General features: G+C 70.8%; 17 protein-coding genes. 15 read left to right on the plus strand and 2 right to left on the minus strand.

Going from position 1 to position 15,954, the window contains the following annotated elements; translation table 11 throughout:
* Positions 1 to 9 precede the first annotated feature (9 nt).
* The 13 genes from BM085_RS25785 to BM085_RS43390 all read left to right on the plus strand — a co-directional run bounded on the left by BM085_RS25785 (position 10) and on the right by BM085_RS43390 (position 12,969).
* On the plus strand, positions 10 to 216 hold the full coding sequence (locus BM085_RS25785) for a hypothetical protein (protein WP_093889486.1): 207 nt from the start codon (positions 10 to 12) through the stop codon (positions 214 to 216).
* Positions 213 to 1,322, plus strand: coding sequence for a phosphoenolpyruvate carboxykinase (ATP) (locus BM085_RS25790; protein WP_143121068.1), 1,110 nt, complete (start codon positions 213 to 215; stop codon positions 1,320 to 1,322). The genes BM085_RS25785 and BM085_RS25790 overlap by 4 nt, the downstream gene beginning before the upstream one ends.
* Positions 1,322 to 2,191, plus strand: a complete 870-nt coding sequence (locus BM085_RS25795) for a hypothetical protein (RefSeq protein WP_218158823.1) — start codon at positions 1,322 to 1,324, stop codon at positions 2,189 to 2,191. Before BM085_RS25790 ends, BM085_RS25795 begins: the two co-directional genes overlap by 1 nt.
* Entirely contained in the window at positions 2,188 to 2,877 is a 690-nt protein-coding gene (locus BM085_RS25800; RefSeq protein ID WP_143121069.1) for an HAD family hydrolase, read from the plus strand. Before BM085_RS25795 ends, BM085_RS25800 begins: the two co-directional genes overlap by 4 nt.
* The gene (locus BM085_RS25805; RefSeq protein WP_218158824.1) at positions 2,874 to 3,782 is read left to right on the plus strand and encodes a hypothetical protein; all 909 of its coding nucleotides are present in this window, start codon (positions 2,874 to 2,876) and stop codon (positions 3,780 to 3,782) included. The genes BM085_RS25800 and BM085_RS25805 overlap by 4 nt, the downstream gene beginning before the upstream one ends.
* On the plus strand, positions 3,779 to 4,576 hold the full coding sequence (locus BM085_RS25810; protein ID WP_218158825.1) for a TIM barrel protein: 798 nt from the start codon (positions 3,779 to 3,781) through the stop codon (positions 4,574 to 4,576). The genes BM085_RS25805 and BM085_RS25810 overlap by 4 nt, the downstream gene beginning before the upstream one ends.
* Positions 4,573 to 5,622 carry a glycosyltransferase gene (locus BM085_RS25815; protein WP_093889489.1) on the plus strand — a complete coding sequence of 350 codons (1,050 nt, stop codon included), beginning with the start codon at positions 4,573 to 4,575 and terminating at the stop codon, positions 5,620 to 5,622. The genes BM085_RS25810 and BM085_RS25815 overlap by 4 nt, the downstream gene beginning before the upstream one ends.
* 127 nt (positions 5,623 to 5,749) lie before the next feature.
* On the plus strand, positions 5,750 to 6,817 hold the full coding sequence (locus tag BM085_RS25820; protein ID WP_218158826.1) for a phosphotransferase enzyme family protein: 1,068 nt from the start codon (positions 5,750 to 5,752) through the stop codon (positions 6,815 to 6,817).
* 51 nt (positions 6,818 to 6,868) lie between these two features.
* Positions 6,869 to 9,595 (plus strand): hypothetical protein, encoded by a 2,727-nt coding sequence (locus tag BM085_RS25825; RefSeq protein ID WP_143121070.1) that lies wholly within the window; start codon positions 6,869 to 6,871, stop codon positions 9,593 to 9,595.
* Positions 9,596 to 10,019: 424 nt separating this feature from the next.
* The gene (locus BM085_RS25830; protein WP_093889491.1) at positions 10,020 to 10,280 is read left to right on the plus strand and encodes a hypothetical protein; all 261 of its coding nucleotides are present in this window, start codon (positions 10,020 to 10,022) and stop codon (positions 10,278 to 10,280) included.
* Between the two features lie 159 nt (positions 10,281 to 10,439).
* Positions 10,440 to 11,198 carry a protein phosphatase 2C domain-containing protein gene (locus BM085_RS25835; RefSeq protein ID WP_093889492.1) on the plus strand — a complete coding sequence of 253 codons (759 nt, stop codon included), beginning with the start codon at positions 10,440 to 10,442 and terminating at the stop codon, positions 11,196 to 11,198.
* Between the two features lie 253 nt (positions 11,199 to 11,451).
* Positions 11,452 to 11,703 (plus strand): hypothetical protein, encoded by a 252-nt coding sequence (locus BM085_RS25840; RefSeq protein ID WP_093889493.1) that lies wholly within the window; start codon positions 11,452 to 11,454, stop codon positions 11,701 to 11,703.
* 792 nt (positions 11,704 to 12,495) lie between these two features.
* Positions 12,496 to 12,969 carry a hypothetical protein gene (locus BM085_RS43390; protein WP_143121071.1) on the plus strand — a complete coding sequence of 158 codons (474 nt, stop codon included), beginning with the start codon at positions 12,496 to 12,498 and terminating at the stop codon, positions 12,967 to 12,969.
* A gap of 155 nt (positions 12,970 to 13,124) precedes the next feature.
* Here the strand turns inward: BM085_RS43390 and BM085_RS47695 are convergent, their stop codons facing one another.
* Positions 13,125 to 13,334, minus strand: coding sequence for an Rv1352/Rv1906c domain-containing protein (locus BM085_RS47695; protein WP_483883304.1), 210 nt, complete (start codon positions 13,332 to 13,334; stop codon positions 13,125 to 13,127).
* Between the two features lie 64 nt (positions 13,335 to 13,398).
* Here BM085_RS47695 and BM085_RS25850 point away from each other — a divergent pair, with 64 nt between their 5' ends.
* Both BM085_RS25850 and BM085_RS25855 read left to right on the plus strand, forming a co-directional pair.
* Entirely contained in the window at positions 13,399 to 13,698 is a 300-nt protein-coding gene (locus tag BM085_RS25850; RefSeq protein WP_245789698.1) for an MTH1187 family thiamine-binding protein, read from the plus strand.
* A gap of 136 nt (positions 13,699 to 13,834) precedes the next feature.
* Positions 13,835 to 14,950, plus strand: coding sequence for an MBL fold metallo-hydrolase (locus BM085_RS25855; RefSeq protein WP_093889495.1), 1,116 nt, complete (start codon positions 13,835 to 13,837; stop codon positions 14,948 to 14,950).
* Between the two features lie 68 nt (positions 14,951 to 15,018).
* On the opposite strand, the gene BM085_RS25860 is transcribed toward BM085_RS25855, so the two are convergent.
* On the minus strand, positions 15,019 to 15,669 hold the full coding sequence (locus tag BM085_RS25860) for a nucleotidyltransferase domain-containing protein (RefSeq protein ID WP_093889496.1): 651 nt from the start codon (positions 15,667 to 15,669) through the stop codon (positions 15,019 to 15,021).
* Positions 15,670 to 15,954 lie beyond the last annotated feature (285 nt).

Here is a 15,954-nt window from a genome sequence, read left to right on the forward strand (position 1 = left end):
GAACACGTGATGACGATCACCCAGCTTCCCCCGGCGCGGCCACCGGCCGAGTGCGCCATCCCGGCCAGAGACCTGGCGGCGGCAGAGACGGCCGCCGCCGAGATGCTCACCGCGCTGGGCGTCGACCTGGGCGAGGAAAGCCGGACGGCCACCCCGGGCCGGATGGTGCGGGCGTTGGCGGAGGTGCTCACCTCCGACACCTGGACGACTCAATGACAACGATGGTGGAGGCCGCCCCGGTGCGGGTTGCGGACCTGCTGTTGGGCGAGTGGCGGCTGCGCGTGTCAGGACACGTCGACCTGGTGGCGGGCGTACTGGCGACGATGACTCCTCCGTGCGTGGTGGCCGCCGCTGGCCCGGATGCGGACTGGACGGTGCGGGCCGAGCGAGACGAGCGGGTTGAGATTCCCGGCGAAGCCGCCGCTGCTGCGTTGTTCGCCGACCGGCCTGTCCTAGCCTCTCCCTGCGATGGGCCGCAATTGGCGGTGGTCGACGCGGCGGACGGGCTGCTTCGCCTGCTGGGCCGCTACCGGCCCGGGACTCCGGCGGCGCTGCTGGAGGTCGACCGGACCCGGCGGATGACCCGGGTCGTGGTTCCCGGAATGGGGCCGGGCCGTCACTGGCCGGACTGGGTGGCCCGGCTGTACTTCTCCTGTCGGCTGCTGGACAGCGGATGGCGGATGCTGCACGCCTCAGCGGTCGTGGTCGACGAGGTGGCGGTGCTGTTCGTCGCGGGCCAAGGCGGCGGGAAATCGACGCTCGCGCATCGGGCGTGCACGGAGCTCAACGCCCGGTTCATGGCTGACGACCTGGTGCTGGTCGGGCCCGATGGAATCGTGGCGGGCTGGCCGACCCGCGCGGCGCTTCCTGCGGAACTCGCCGCCCCAGGCGAAGCGCAGGGGCGGCCGCTGCTGGTGAAGGGGACACGGCAGAGGATCTTGTTCACCCCTGCCGAGCATCGTGCCGTCTTCGTGTACGCGCCGCCGACCCGGCTGGGCGCTGTGGTGCACGTGACCGCCGCGGCCAAGCCGGGTCAGGGAGCGCATCGTCCGGCCGCGTGGGCCGCCCCGCTGAACCCGGCTGATCTGACGGCGGTGGTGGCGGAGGCGATGAACATTCCGGGGCAGCGGCTGTACTCCACCGACCTGCTGTGTCTGACCGGCGGCCCACCTTCGGCCCGCGTCGGCTGGCCAGACCTCAACTGGGGCTCCACGCTCGGGGCGCCCGGTGTGCGGCTGGCCGTGAGCGACCCGCTGGCGCTGCCTGACGCGCCGGTGTGGGAGGCGCTGTCGGTGTGGCTACCGGGGGTGAAGCTCCGGTGATGACCACAGCGGAAACCCAGCGGATCGTGGCGGTGCGCAGCGCCGGCCGCGTCCTGGCGGCCGTCGTCGGCGACAAACTGATCGCGGCGTGGCCTCGAATCGCGCCGCACGTTCCCGGAACGTCCAGCGAACCTCTGCAGGAAGGCAGCCACGCCGCTATCGCCGGGGTGGTCGTGCCGGACGATGTGGGAGACGCTCGCCGGTTGATCAACGCTCACCTGCATGTGCTGCACCTGACGCGTGGCACCGTGTGCGTGCACGCCGTCGCCATGTGCCGCCCCGGCGGTGCTGCGGTACTGCTGCTGGGTGGCCACGGCTCCGGCAAGACCCTCACCGGGCTGGCGCTCGCGGCACGCGGCTGGAACTGGCTGGCCGGTGACGTGACCCTGGTCGACGTCGCCAGTGATGGCGGACCCACCGTGCGGGGCGGCACCAGCGCGGTCCTCGGACGGCGAGCCTCGGTGCGTCGCTGGTTCCCCGAACTGGGCTTGCCCGAGGAGGGGGCCGAGGTTGTTGACCTGTGCCGCAGCGGTCCGCTGCCGCTTGCGGCCCCTACCCGGTTGCCGGTGGCCGGGGCGGTGCTGGTCGACGTCGACGGTGATCCTCTGGCCGCCGGAGGGACGATGGAACGGGTGGACCGGCACACCGCGGCCACGGTGTGGCTGCACGCCAGCGGGCATCTCCTGGATCGGGTCCTCGACAGCGGCGAGCAGCCGCTGCGGCTCCTGGAAACCGGGCCCGCCCAGCGGCAGCGCATCCGCTACGTCCACACCCTGACCGGGAGGGTTGGCTTGTACGCGGCGCGGGGCGCCCCCGCAGAGATCGCCGCACACATCGAACAATCGTTCACACCGTGGGGGCGGGCATGACCATGAGAGTGGAAGCGCTGGCGGTGGACTTCGGCGGCACCCTGGCACGGCCGGGCCCGAACCCGGACGCGGCGATCATAGCTGAGGCGCTGCACGGCCTACCTGGCACAGTGATCCCCGACGGGTTCGCCGCCGCGTTCGACGACGTGACCCGCCAGGTGCGGGCCGCCGACCGGCAGCGGGGCGAGCAGACACCGTTCGCTGAGCAACTGCGCCGCAGCGGAGTACATCTGCCTAACCCTGCGGCTGCCGCCGAAGCGGTGTTCACCGCCGTTCCGGACGCCGACGTCGACCCGCGGGCCGCCGACGCGCTGCGGCAACTGCGCCGGATGGGGCTGGTGTGCGTGCTGGCGTGCGACACGCAACGCCCGGAGAGCGTACGCCGCCGCACCCTGGACGCCGCCGGCATCGGCGACTGCTTCGACGCGCTCGTCCTGTCCAGCACGCTGGGCGTCCGTAAGCCGCATCCGCGGTGCTACGCCGCGGTGATCGCCGCCTCCGGCTGCCCGCCGGAACGGATCATGTTTGTGGGGGACACCCCCGCCAAGGACGCCGTCGCCCCGTACACCTACGGCATGCGCGCCACCCTGATCAGCCCATCGGGCCGCCCCGAAGGACTGGACCCGGCCATCGGCGTCATCACCCACCTGAGTGACCTGCCCGCTTACCTGGAGGGGCTGTCATGAGCGTTGACGCCGCCCGCCCCCTGGTGTGCCGATACGCGGGACCGCGGATCCGCCTGGTCGACGGCCACGCTCACCTGCTGCCCGCCGTACCGGCGCCGACCGGCATGATCTGCGGACGGTTCAGCGTGCTCAGCCCCGGTACCGAGCGCCGCCACCTGTACGCCACGACTGGCTTTGACGGGCCCCGCCACGCCGGCTACATGACGTTCGGCGGTGACCATTCCGCCGGATGGGTGCTGGCGGCGGTGCCGCACGGCGCCTGCTTCGATCCGTCGACTGGCGGCACCATCACCGCCCCGCCCGGCACCCGGATCCAAGCGGCGGCGGTGGCGCGTTTCCAGCAGATGGCGGTCCTCGGCCTGGACCAGGTGCCCGCCGGCGTCAGCTTGGACGACGCCGTGGTGGTCGGCTCCGGCCCGGTCGCGTTGGGCTGCGCGTTGGAGTTGCGGCGCCGAGGCGCCGCTCGCATCCAGGTGCTGACGGGCCGGCGGCAGCCGCCGATCAGCTACGCGCCGGGCGTTGAGTGTGCTTCCGTGATCAGCCGAGGTCGGACGGCGCTCGTCATCGACGCGGCTGGGACTCCGCGCCGCGCGGCGCGGCTCCTCACCCCACGTGGCACTCTTGGTCTGCTCGGCACCCCTGCCCTGGGTGGGAGGTTGTCATCGCTGCTGATTCACCGGTCGGGGTGGACGGTTGTGGGGATGCACGAGCTCAGCGCGGCCGCGACCCGCCGCTATCAGGACGCCTACACCGCGGCGGCGACCTGGTTGAACGGCCTGCCGCCGGACCTGGTCGACTCCTGGTGCCACCTCGTGCCGGGCACGCAGGCGCCCGCCCTGTACGCCGGGCTGGACGGGCCCCGATCACCCGAACCCGTGGTGATCTTCTCGTGGGAGGTGTCATGATCATCGCCCCGGTCGGCTTGTACAGCATTTCTGTGCGTGGCTTCGATGTGCCGGACATGCTCCGCTGGGCCGCCGCCCATGGTGTCCCGTTTCTGCATCTGCGGGGCGGACCGCGCGGCATGCACCTGTCCGCCCAGCCGACGCGGACGGTGCTGGCGTGGGCGAAGACGGCTGCGGACACGGTGCCGATCACCGGTGTCACCGCCGACGTCGACTTGGCCGACCTGCTCACCGGCGACAGGAGCCGCCGCCAGCGGGCGGCTACGGAACTCGCCCATCTGGCCAAAGCGGCGTACGTCCTCGGTGCCGGATGGGTACGGCTGTTGGCGCGCACCCCGCTGGCCGTGCGGGTACTGGCTGAAGCCGCAGCGATGCCTGCGCTGGCCGGCGGCCCGATGCCGCTGCTGGTGGAGCTGCACCATCCGGGCTGGCTGGCACCGGGCGCGTTCGCCGCGCTGACCGCCCTGATCGATTCCTGCCCGCGAATGCGGCTGTTGGCCGACACCGCGCAGCTTGCCGCCGCTACCCCCACTGGGCATGCGACGGCGGCTCGCCTTGGACTGTTGCTGGACCGCACACAGGTGGTGCACCTGTCCGACAACGATGCGGGCCTGGACGCGCCCGGTCACACCCTGGTCGCCGCCTTGGCCGCCGACCGCATCATCACCGGGCAGCGTATGGAGGTCGCCGTGGAATGGACGGGCGGCGACCGGACACCGGCCGTGTGCCTGGCCCGCTACCGTGCAGCCGTCGCCTGGTGGCAGCAGCTCGTCTTCGCCTTGGAGCCGCAATGACCCCCGTACCCGACAGCGGGTGGGTGGTGGTGACGAACTATCCCACCTGGCCCAGCCCGTACTTCGCTGAGCTGCACCGGCACGCTCCGTCCGGGTTGCCGCTCGGCTTCGTCCCCACTCTCGACGACATCCCTACCCGGCCCGCCCAGCCCGGGGTGATCAACCTGCACCGGTTGAAACGCCTCTACCTGGCGGCCGGAGGGCAACGCACCCTGAATGCGGCCAAGACCATGCTGGACCGGTTGTCAGAGCTGCACGGCGGCGGGTGGCGCATCGTGTGGACGGTGCACAACCTGCTGCCGATCGACGGCGGCGCACCGGGCGACGCCGACTGGTACGCCGCGCTCGGCGTGCTGGGCGTGGCGGACGCACTCCTCACCCACACCTGCTCCGACGCCGCATACGTGGCGCGGCTGACCAGCGCACCGGTCGTTGTGACCGGCTGGACCGGGCTGACCGTCCCACCCGGGTTCGGACCGGTACCCGAACCGGTGCAGGCTCTGACTGGCCGCCTGCGGTCCGCCCCCTACGCGGTGCTGGTCATGGGCAACATCACCGCCTACAAGGATCTGCCGGCCGTGGTGGAGGCGTTCATCGCCCACACCCGGCGTGCCCACCTCGTCGTGGCCGGCCCCTGCCGGGACGACACCCTCGCCAGGCAGGTCATGGCGGCGGCGAACGCCAGCGGCGGCCGGGTTCATGTCCACCCGCACCGGATCCTGCCCGAGCACGCACATCGGCTGTACCGGGCGGCTGACGCGGCGCTGTGCCCCTACCGCGCTGACGGGGCGTGGCAGTTCTTCACCAACGTCCTGCACCCCAGCTCGGTCGGCACCGCGCTGACGTTCGGCACTCCGGTCATCGCACCGGATCTGCCGGCCGTCGTGGAGATGACCGCCGGGTATCCGGCGCGGCTGTACCTCGCCGGCGAGGGCCCCGGCCAGGTGCTAGTGGGCCGTCACACAACCTTGCCGGGGAAATCTGATCCGGCGGGAGCCGGTCATCCGGTGGCGATACCCGGTCAACGTTCGGAGACGGGCCACTAGCCGACGCTGAGGCGATGCCTCGCTTCCGTGGCCGCCGTCCCATGCTCGACGGCAACGCCCGGTGGCGGGCCATCACCGACACCTACCAGCGAATGTTCACCCAGCTCACAATCACAAGGGGATCAACGTGTCCGACGCCATGACCAGTCCTGCGGGCTCCGACCTGGGCGGCCGGGTCGCCGCCGTCCTGGCCGCCTCCTACGGGTTGGAGGTGCGCACCATCACGCAGCTGCCCATCGGGCAGGGCACCGTGAACTTCCGCGTCGCCTGCGACGACGGGCTGGAGGCGTTCGTCAAGAACTATCCTGCCGGCACCGACCTGGGCGCCGAACGGGAAGCGATCGGCCTGTCCACTCTGGCGGTGGAAGCGGGCATCCCCGGCGCGCAGGTCCTGCCCAACGAAAAGGGGAAGGTGATCGACGCCAGCGGGGAACTGCCGGTGTCGGTGTGGGAGTGGATGCCCGGCCGCGTCGAGACGCGTCTGTCGGCAACGCAGATGACCGCTGCCGGTGACGCGCTGGGCCGCATCCACGCCCTGTTCGCACCCCTGCCGACCGGTCCTGACCCGGACGCGGCAGTGCAGGCTTGGCGGACCCCCGACGTGGACGGGCTGGCCGCGACGATCGACAAGCTCCTGAAGATCATCGCCGGGCGCGTTCGCGACGGCGTCGCCGACACGTTCGACGTGGAAGCACAGCGCACCCTGTTGGAACGCCGCAGCATGCTCGACCGCGTGCCCGGCCTGCTCGACGACCTGCCCGAGAAGCTGACCGTGCAGGTTCTGCACGGCGACTACTCGCCGGTCAACCTGCTGTTCGAGGGCGAGACGCTGTCGGCGGTGCTGGACTACCGGCCGCCGAACCCGCCGTTCCTCCTCTCCTACGACCTGGGGCGGATGGCGTTCTACCCCAACACCGTCGCCGACGACCCGGGATGGGCGGACTCCGCCGCCACCTTCATCCGCGCCTATCGGGATGCTCACTCGGCCGTGCCCGCCGTCGATGTGCGGGCTTGCGGCCGGGTCGCGCTGCTGCAACTGCTCACCAGCCTCTACGGCGTCAAACAGCACTACCTGAAGCCGGGCCTGTTCCAGGCCGATCTGGATGAGTTCTGGCTGCTGCGCCACCACACCGCCGGTGTGCTGCTGGCGCAGCTCGCCGAAACCGACGACCTCCTGGCGGAACCGGCCAACTGACCCGGCCTCCGCCTTCCCCACTCCGTTCCCCGATCCTGCAAGGAGATCTTCGTGACTTTGGACACCGTTCCCTTACGCGCCTCCGCTGCCTGGGACGTCCTTCGCGGGCCGATCCCACCCGCCGTCCTCGCCGACGGCGCGGCCGACATCGCCGCCCGCCACGATCTCCACGTCGACCACGTCGACCCGCACGCCCTGACGCTCACCACCTCTCCCGGTGGGGCGCCCCTCGTCACCGTCCGCTGGCACCCCCGCACTCCGGAGCGGCCCGACACGCTCAGCCACGTCCTGCCCGCCGACTACCTGGAGATCCTCCTCGACGTCCACCCCGGCGGAGGGGAAGCCGCGGCGTCCCTGCACGGGTGGCTGCGCGACCGGCTGCGCTGCTACGACCCGGCTGAGCTGCTGCAGATCGGCGCGTCTATGCCGCTGCTGGCCCGCCACGCCACTCACGACCCGCACCTCGCCGACTGGGCGGTCATCTTCCGTGATCACTACGTGGAGAACACCCTCGCTTTCCTGCTGGCGCTGCAGCAGGCTGGCGTCCCCGCCGAATGGATCTACGCGCTGGCCAAGGGCGACCGCACCCGCAACCGTGACCGTATCCACGCCACCCTGCTCGCGCGCGGCTGCCGCAGCGGCCTGCTCGACAACACGGCGATCAACGCGCCCGCTGGCCACGCCGACGAACTCGCCCAGGCCCTCGCCGGAGTGGACGCGTTCATCGACGCCGCCCACGCCGCCGGGCGGAAGGTGCTCGTCATCGACGACGGCGGCCTCATTGCCCAGGGGTACGGCCACGCCGACGCGTCCCGCCAGGTCGATGCCGCCTTGGAGCTCACCGTGTCCGGTCTCAAGCGCATCGCCGCCGCCGGACCGCTGAGCATCCCTGTGTTCAACCTGGCCCGCTCGGCGCTGAAGACGAACCTCGGTTACCCGGAGATCGCCGACTCGTGCCTGAGGCGGCTGCGCGAGCTGCTGCCTGCGGTGAAGGTCATCGGCCGGACGGTCCTCGTCCTCGGCTACGGCACCCTCGGCTCCCGGCTGGCGGCCGCGCTGCGCGCCCAAGGCTGCCGGGTCCACGTCGTCGACCCCGCCCCGCTCGCGTTGATCGCCGCCGCCGAGGCCGGACATCCCACTTACCGCACCGTCGGTGACGCGCTGCGCAGCGTGCGGCCGATCCTCCTCGTCGGCACCACCGGTGAAGACGCCCTCACCCCGGAAGCGGTGGACGCCCTGCCCGACGGGGCGGTGCTCGCCCCGTACGCCACCAAAGATTTCTCACTGCTGGCCGCCGACCCCGCGTTCGCCGCCGCAGCGGAGGAGATTCCCGGCGTCGGCCGCCGCTACCGTCTGCCCTCCGGGACGGAGGTGACGGTTCTCGGCGACGGCCGATCCTTGAATCTGTTCGAGTCCGACGCCATCCCCAACCAGGGCTACGACGCCTACCGGGCCGGGACGCTCATTGCCGCGAAAGCCCTCTGCGCCCAAGTCGCGACGCTGCCGCCCGGCGTGCACACCAGCGTCGTCGACGACGTCATCACCGGCTCCGGCCTGTACGACGCCTACTACGACATCTACCTGGCCGCCGGTGCGGCCGCCCGCCCCACCTCCGCCGGGTCCACGCCGCTGGCCAGAATGACGGTGTGCGTCGTCGGCTACGGCACCGCGGGCCGCATGCACGCCCAGCTCTTCACCGATGCCGGCGCCCAACTCAGCATCGTCGACCCCAAGCATCAGGACTTGCCGCAGGGGTATCGGACGTTCCGCCACGGCGTCGACGACCTGCCGAAGGCCGTCGCCACCGGCGTCGGCCTGTGGTCGGTGTGCTGCCCCACCGCCGACCATCTGCCGGTACTGGGGTCGATCCTCAGCCACGACCCCGGCGCGCGGATCCTGCTGGAGAAACCCGCCTGCCAAGGCCATGAGATCACCGCCCTCGCCGGGCTGCTGAAAGCGCACCCTGCCGCCCGCATCCTGGTCATCGACCAGTACCGGCACGCCCACGCGCTCGGCGTCGCCGCCGACCTCCTCGAAAAGTACGAGCCTGGCGTGGCGCCGCATCACATCGCGGTCACCTTCACCAAGGACCGCACCGGAGACATCGCCGCGGGCCGCTTCGTTGACCGCTCTTACGGCGTTCTCGGCTACGAGTGGCTGCACATGCTTGCCGTTCTGCGCCGTTTCCTGCCAGCCGACGCTTTCGCCGCTTACCTCGCCACCAGTCCGCGGCAGGCGACGCTACGCGCCATCTACGACCCCCGCCTGTTCGTGTCGGCTCTTACCGAGCACGCCACTCCGTCCGCAGACGATGCCCCGGTGCACGTGGAGTTGCACTCCAGCATCATCAGCCCCGCCGTCGTGCTCAGCCCTACCCCGCAGGACACGGCGGGGGAGTGGCGGCGGGGTATCCGCCCCGCGGACGACCGGCACCGGTACCTGACCGTCCACGCCGGCCGCACTATCGTCACCGTCCACCTCGACCCGGTCACCACCGCCGGCGGGTGGCAGTTGGACCGCAACCAGCATCGCGTCACCGTGAAACGCGACGGCGACGTCCTTCATGACCAGGTCCTCGGGGACTCGCCGCTGCAGACAGCGATCCGGGCGGGCGCTGAAACGCTCACAGGCTCCGGGGAAGTACCGCCGCTGGACCTGGCACCGTTGCGGCGCATCACTGCTCTCGCCGAGCACTTACGCTCCCAGCAGCCTGAGCCCCACCTGGCGCAAGGCGACCCCGCGTCGGCGTCCCCGGGTTCGCTGGTCGTGGCGGGCTGATCATTCCGCCTACGGTCGTACCTGAGAACTGAACGGGCCTGGTCTCTTCGGAGACCGGGCCCGTTGTGGCTGAGCCCCTGATACCTATACCGGGGCGGTGCAGCGCGGGTCGTACTGGTGCAATCGGATCACCCCTGACTGTTTCGATGCCACCGATGCCGACATCGAAGAGGCCAGCCTGCGCACCTGGGCGCAGGAACATGCGCTGCCCGGCCACCTGCGTGCCGACCTGACCGCGAGCTGTACTGGCCGCTGCGGACCGCCAGCACCGTCTACCAGCTGCGTGACCTCGGCGAAGCCGCTCTGCACGACCGAGGGTGGGTCCTCAGGCTATTCCATGAACTCGTTCTCATCGACCAGGCCACCTGTCCGGTCCAACAGTCCGGTCGCCGATGTGGGCCGCGGGCCCGGCTGAATGACGGACATGCTGCACCGCCTGGGGCTGGACGCCTTCGGCATCGGCCTGTCGCCGGGGATGCTCGCCTTCCAGATCGGCGACGAGCAGCTCCACCACAACGAGGCCTGGGGCACACCGGTCTGTCTCGACTGGTATCGGCTCAGGCGCAATTTGTGTGGAAGGTTCACGGAACGTGGTGGGGAGGACGCCGAGCCGTCCTTGCTCCGGATCGCGAATTCCGGCTCACCCCCCACGTGCGTGGGGAGGACGCTCTGTACGGGTCGCTAAGCCCGTGATCTTGCGGCTCGCCCCCACGGGCGCCTGTGGAGGTGAGCCGCTTCACGCTGATCTGGGTCAGCTCGGTGTAGCGTCTTCCCCGCACGTGCGGGGAGTAATCGCTTTCCGCTTTCGCTTCTACCGTTTGTCGATCCCCGGCTAGGACACCTGGTGCAGATCACCTACGAGACGGTCGCGGCCCCTGGCCGGCCGCACAACGAAGATCATGTGATCGGCGGCCCCACGTGGGTCGCCATTCTCGACGGCGCCACCGCCGCGCATGGCGTCGACTCCGGCTGCATCCACGATGTCCCGTGGCTGGTGGCGCGCCTGGCCGCTGCCCTCGCTCACGGGTTGGTGACTCAGCCTGCGGTGAGTCTGCCGGACATTCTCGCCGAGGCGATCAAGATGACAATGGCCGTCCACGCCGACACGTGCGATCTGGCCAATCCTGACTCGCCGTCGTCCACGGTGGCGGTCCTGCGGCAGCGCGACGAGACGGTGGATTACCTGGTCCTATGCGACTCGCCCATCGCGCTTCAGCGCGCCGACGGCACCCTCACGGTGGTCGACGACGACCGCACCGATCACCTGCCGAGCGGCCGCCCCTACAGTCGGGAACTGGTCCGGTCGTTGCGTAACCACTCCGATGGGTTCTGGGTGGCGAGCACGAACCCGCAGGCCGCCTACGAAGCGCTCACCGGGTCGGTTCCGCTGGCCACGGTGACTGGCGCGCTGCTGCTCACGGACGGGGTGACTCGCCTGGTCGAAGCCTACGGCCATAGCTGGGAGCAGCTCGTCGCCACCGCGGCGGCGGACGGCTCCGGCCAGCTTATCGCCCAGGTGCGCGAAGCGGAGGTCGAGTACGGCCCGCCGTACCCGGCGGCGAAGGCGCACGACGACGCGACCGCGGTCTGGGTGGACTGGTAGCCGCCGGGCGCGCCGGGAGCGCGGGTAGCCTCTCACCAGTTGGATTGCTGATCGACAAGTAGGTAGGGTGGCTGCGGATCCGCCACCCGCTGTGCTCGGGTGGCAGGTCAAGGGCCTGCTCCGGTGTTGGTAGCACCGGGCGGGCCCGTTTTTCATTGGTGCGTCTGGGTTCGTCCCTCCCTCCTCCAGGATGAATGACTTACCGATGCGCCTTCACTAGGCAGGCGAATCGATCACCCGTTAGGGTGATCGCATGTCACGTCCTCAACCGCCTTGGATCCCCGTCGGAATCGACGGCATCGCCACCGCCCTTGACGTCTCGGAGAACACCGTGATGACGTGGCGGCGGCGATCCGCCGAATGGATACGCGTCGAGAAGTTCCCCGACCCCGAAGGCCGGATCTCCAACCGCGCTTGGTGGTGGCTGGCCGACGTCATCGAATGGGCCAAGTCGACTGGCCGGCTGCCCACCGACTACACCTACACCCCGCCCCCCGAGAGCTAGCCGCTCGTGTACGGCTGTCCGGTGCTACCAACACCGCCCGGCCGGAGTGACTCCCCTGAGCGCAGCAGGAGGAACGGCCCCTTGGGCATCCAGTACATCCTTGACGTCTTCGACCATGCGCCTGCCATGACTGCGGCCGAGGGCCTCGTCCTCATGGCCATCGCGGAGGAGACCCGGTTCCCCGGCGATGTTCGGAAGATCGACTCCGCCACCATGACCAGGCGCACGCGCGGCATGTCGTCGAGCGGCGTCCGCAAGGCCTTGGAGCGTCTCGCGGACCGCGGCATTGAGGCGAGGGTGCCTCTCGGCATCGGCCGGGACGGGCGGCCGTACTACTCGGTGCCGAGCCAGGTGCCGCTCTACCGGTTGCCGCAGTTCCCTCCACCACCCGGATGCGCGTGCCACCGATGCGAGCAGGCGAAGGCGGGACCACAGTCCCACTTCAAGAAGGGAGCAGCGTCCCCCCTTAAGGAAGAACCGCAGGTGGCAGAAGGCGAGACTCCAGTCCCGCCTTCCGGTGAAGGCGGGACCACAGTCCCCGAAGGCGGGATCACAGGGCGGCCAGGCGGGACTGCAGGGACGCCAGGCGGGACCACAGTCCCGCCCTCTCCGTTCCGTACCGTAAAATCTCCCTCTCTCAGCGCGGCCGAGCAGAAGATTGCCGACACCGTCGGAGCGACGGCCGACGAGACGAGAGAGATCATTGCGATCATCAAAAGTGAGAACCCCGGTATCCGCAGCCTGGCCGCCTACGTCGCGCGGCTGGCAGACAACGGAGACCTGGCGCTGCTGATGAATCGTGTCCGCTCCGGAGCCCGCGCCGCTGGACCGTCGTCGACGCCGATCCCGCCCGGCTACGCCAGGCAGGTCGCCCGGCCGCCCTGCCCGCATGGCGTTCCCGGCGGCCACCTGCCACGGCCCGGCACCGACACCCCGGCCTGCCCGCAGTGCCGCCATGCCACCGCCTCGGCGCCTCCAACTACCCCGCAGATGCACCAGCGCACCTTGGATGCCGCCAGGGACTTGGCCACGCTGCGGGAGACACTCGCGAGCCTGTCGTCCCGGCCGGGGCTGCGACGGCCCGCCCTGACCATCCGCCCTCCCGGCGAGGCAGGGCCCTCACCGCAGGTCCAGGCCGCTCACCACTACCTGACCGGACGCGACGACTTCGACGTGTGGATGAACGCGGCCCGCCAGCGGCTTGGGGCGGACGCCACCACCGGGCAGGTGATGGTCCTGGCCGCGGAACTGGCGAAGGGCGAATGAGCCGGGCGCTCGTCCCCGCGAGCGAGCTCATACCGGCCGTCGTCGTCTCCCGTCAGAGAATCATGGAACCGGCCAGCACGCCATCTGAGGGATGACGAAGGGCTCATCTCCCGGTCGGGAGACGAGGCCCTTACGCGTCTGGGCTACGTGCGCACCTAGATGCCACAGCTCTCGCTCATGAACCCCCCACCCCGTTGGAGCGTGACCCGCACGCCGTGGAGCGCGTTCCTCACGAAGTCGTTGGCGATCGTGGCGCCTGCGCCGGTCGAGCGCTCCCAGTAGCAGTCGACGGTCCGGCCCGTGTGGTAAGTGCCGGGCTTGATGTCCTTGGTGGACCCGTAAGTGCCGTCGGTGAACCCGACGATCTTCCGGCCCCACGGCGGTGGCCCTTACTGTAGGTGCCAGCCAAGAAGGTCCGAAAGGAGAATCATGTCGGTGCTCGTGGCGTTCAGCGTGACGCCGATCGGCGCGGGGGAAGACGTCGGCGAGCTGGTCGCCGAGGCCGTGCGGGTGGTGCGCACCTCGGGTCTGCCGAACCGTACGGATGCGATGTTCACCACGGTTGAGGGGGACGATTGGGATCAGGTGATGGGCGTCGTCAAGGATGCGGTGGCGGCGGTCGAAGCCCGGTGCGGGAGGGTCGGCCTGGTGCTGAAGGCGGACATCCGCGAAGGGCAGGGCGGTCGCATGGACGCCAAGGTGGCCACCATCGAGCGCCATCTGGCGTAGGAGCGTCGCCCGCGTCGCCCTCCGGCGCGTACTGCGGCGGCCGGGAACGCCGGAGGGCCCGTGATCCATGGGTGGGAACTCCGGCGGCTGGTGATCAGTTTGCAGGAACGGGCCGACTTTCAAGGAGTGTTGCTGGATGGCGGGAAAAGAATCGCTGGGACGTCTCGTCGCGGGCGGGCTGGCGCTGGCCGCGGTGGGATGGGCAGTGCGGGACATCCCGGCGGAACTGGGCGGCCGGGCCACAGGAGAGCGGCTGGCCCGGATGCTGCGCTCCCCGCGCTTCCACGACGGCGTCTTCCACAACTCCGTGCCCGGCTCCCACGCGCCGCCGGTGAGCAGCCTCCCGGAGACGCTCCGGGAGCTGATCTTCAATCGTGACGGGCGGAAGCCGGGCGGGCCGATCCCGCTGGTGACCTCCCCCGCCACCCCGCCGTCCGCGGGCGGGCTGAGCGTCGTCTGGTACGGCCACGCCACCACGCTGGTGGAGATCGAGGGACGCCGCGTCCTGTTCGACCCCGTGTGGAGCGAGCGCGCCTCGCCCTCGCGGCTCGTCGGCCCGCGGCGGCTGCACCCGCTGCCGGCCCCGCTGGCGGACCTCCCGGTCCTCGACGCGATCGTGATCTCCCACGACCACTACGACCACCTCGACAGGGCCACGGTCCGCGCGCTGACCGCCCTCCAGAGCGCCCCCTTCCTGGTCCCGCTGGGCATCGGCGCCCATCTGGAGCGCTGGGGCGTGCCCGCCTCGCGGATCGTCGAGCTCGACTGGGAGGAGGAGGCGACCGTCGCCGGCCTGCGGTTCGTCGCCACCGCCGCCCGGCACTTCTCCGGGCGCGCCCTCACCCGCAACACCACCCTCTGGGGCTCATGGGTCGTCGCGGGACGGGCCAGACGGGTCTTCTACGCGGGAGACTCCGGCTACTTCGACGGCTACACCGGCATCGGCGCCGCGCACGGCCCGTTCGACCTCACGCTGATGCCGATCGGCGCCTACAGCCCCGCCTGGCCCGACATCCACATGGATCCCGAGGAGGCGGTCGACGCACACCTCGACCTAGGCGGCAGGCTGCTCCTGCCGGTGCACTGGGCGACCTTCACCCTGGCCGTCCATCCGTGGGCCGAGCCCGTCGACCGGCTCCGGCACGAGGCCAAGGCCCGCGGCGTGCGGCTCGCGGTGCCCCGGCCGGGTGATCGCGTCGACGCCGACGACGTCCCCCTGGTGGACGCCTGGTGGGAGCTGCTCGGCGCCTGACGCGCGGACGGGGCGTCAGACGGCCTGTCCGGCGGGGACCCCGGACGGCCGCGCGGGCAGGGTGACGGTCACAGCGCGGCCTTTCTCGTGACCGCCAGGTAGTCCTCGACGCGCCGCCGGTCCGGCTCGCCGGGAAGCGCGCCGGTGCCCGGGAAGGCCGCCGTCAGCTCCGCGCGCCACCGCTGGACCTCGGCCCAGGAGACCTCGCCCCGCCGTACGGCGAGCAGCCGGTCGCGGTGGTCGTCCATGCGGACCAGCGGTTCGCCGTGGCGGGCCAGGTGCAGGCCGCTGATCAGCAGCCGGATCATGTGCATCGCCTGCTTCCACCGGGGGCGCTCGGGGTCCAGGCGGCGGAACTGGGCGTCGGCGTATCCGGTGAAGCTGCGGTGGGCGCGCCTGGACAGGAAGGCGCGCCGGATCGCGAGCAGGTCCTCGCCCGCGGGGGCGACCTGCTCGACGATCGGCGACCACAGGCACTCCAGGACCGTCGGGTTGGCCTCCAGGGCGAGGCCGCAGAAGCGTTCGACCTCCCAGGAGAACTGCTCGGGCAGCGGTCCCTCGACGTGCGTGGGCGGCTTGGTCAGCCGCCAGAACAGCGGGGTCGGCGCCACGAAGACCCCGCGCCGGTCCACGTCGGAGTCCTCGGTCTCCAGCCCGTAGGCGCGGGAGCCGACCACGACCGACAGCACCAGGTGATCGGGGACGTACCGTACTTCCATCCGCCAAGCCTGCCAGTCCGGCGCCGGTCCTCGACACGGGTTTTCCGCCGCGAGGGCCCCTCAGCCGGGCCGCGGCGGCTCGCGTGATCTTTCATGGCCCTAGGAGGTTTAAACCGTCTCACGACCGCCGAATCGGGTGAGATTCGCCTTACCGCCCCAATATGATGTTGGCGGTTTACCGATCCGCGGGCCGGACGTGACCGCGTCTTTACGTGGGCGGCCGGTGCGATCCATCTGGGGGGACAGTGCTGGTCTTCGTCGTGCGTGTTGTGAGGTCGCCGAACC

Source organism: Streptosporangium canum (genome assembly GCF_900113865.1).
Taxonomy (GTDB): Bacteria; Actinomycetota; Actinomycetes; order Streptosporangiales; family Streptosporangiaceae; genus Streptosporangium; species Streptosporangium canum.

Coding starts and splice junctions, on each gene's coding strand:
- BM085_RS25785 (WP_093889486.1), top strand. CDS start 10: ATGACGATCACCCAGCTTCCCCCGGCGCGGCCACCGGCCGAGTGCGCC.
- BM085_RS25790 (WP_143121068.1), top strand. CDS start 213: ATGACAACGATGGTGGAGGCCGCCCCGGTGCGGGTTGCGGACCTGCTG.
- BM085_RS25795 (WP_218158823.1), top strand. CDS start 1,322: ATGACCACAGCGGAAACCCAGCGGATCGTGGCGGTGCGCAGCGCCGGC.
- BM085_RS25800 (WP_143121069.1), top strand. CDS start 2,188: ATGACCATGAGAGTGGAAGCGCTGGCGGTGGACTTCGGCGGCACCCTG.
- BM085_RS25805 (WP_218158824.1), top strand. CDS start 2,874: ATGAGCGTTGACGCCGCCCGCCCCCTGGTGTGCCGATACGCGGGACCG.
- BM085_RS25810 (WP_218158825.1), top strand. CDS start 3,779: ATGATCATCGCCCCGGTCGGCTTGTACAGCATTTCTGTGCGTGGCTTC.
- BM085_RS25815 (WP_093889489.1), top strand. CDS start 4,573: ATGACCCCCGTACCCGACAGCGGGTGGGTGGTGGTGACGAACTATCCC.
- BM085_RS25830 (WP_093889491.1), top strand. CDS start 10,020: ATGCTGCACCGCCTGGGGCTGGACGCCTTCGGCATCGGCCTGTCGCCG.
- BM085_RS25840 (WP_093889493.1), top strand. CDS start 11,452: ATGTCACGTCCTCAACCGCCTTGGATCCCCGTCGGAATCGACGGCATC.
- BM085_RS43390 (WP_143121071.1), top strand. CDS start 12,496: ATGAATCGTGTCCGCTCCGGAGCCCGCGCCGCTGGACCGTCGTCGACG.
- BM085_RS25850 (WP_245789698.1), top strand. CDS start 13,399: ATGTCGGTGCTCGTGGCGTTCAGCGTGACGCCGATCGGCGCGGGGGAA.
- BM085_RS25855 (WP_093889495.1), top strand. CDS start 13,835: ATGGCGGGAAAAGAATCGCTGGGACGTCTCGTCGCGGGCGGGCTGGCG.
- BM085_RS25860 (WP_093889496.1), bottom strand. CDS start 15,669: ATGGAAGTACGGTACGTCCCCGATCACCTGGTGCTGTCGGTCGTGGTC.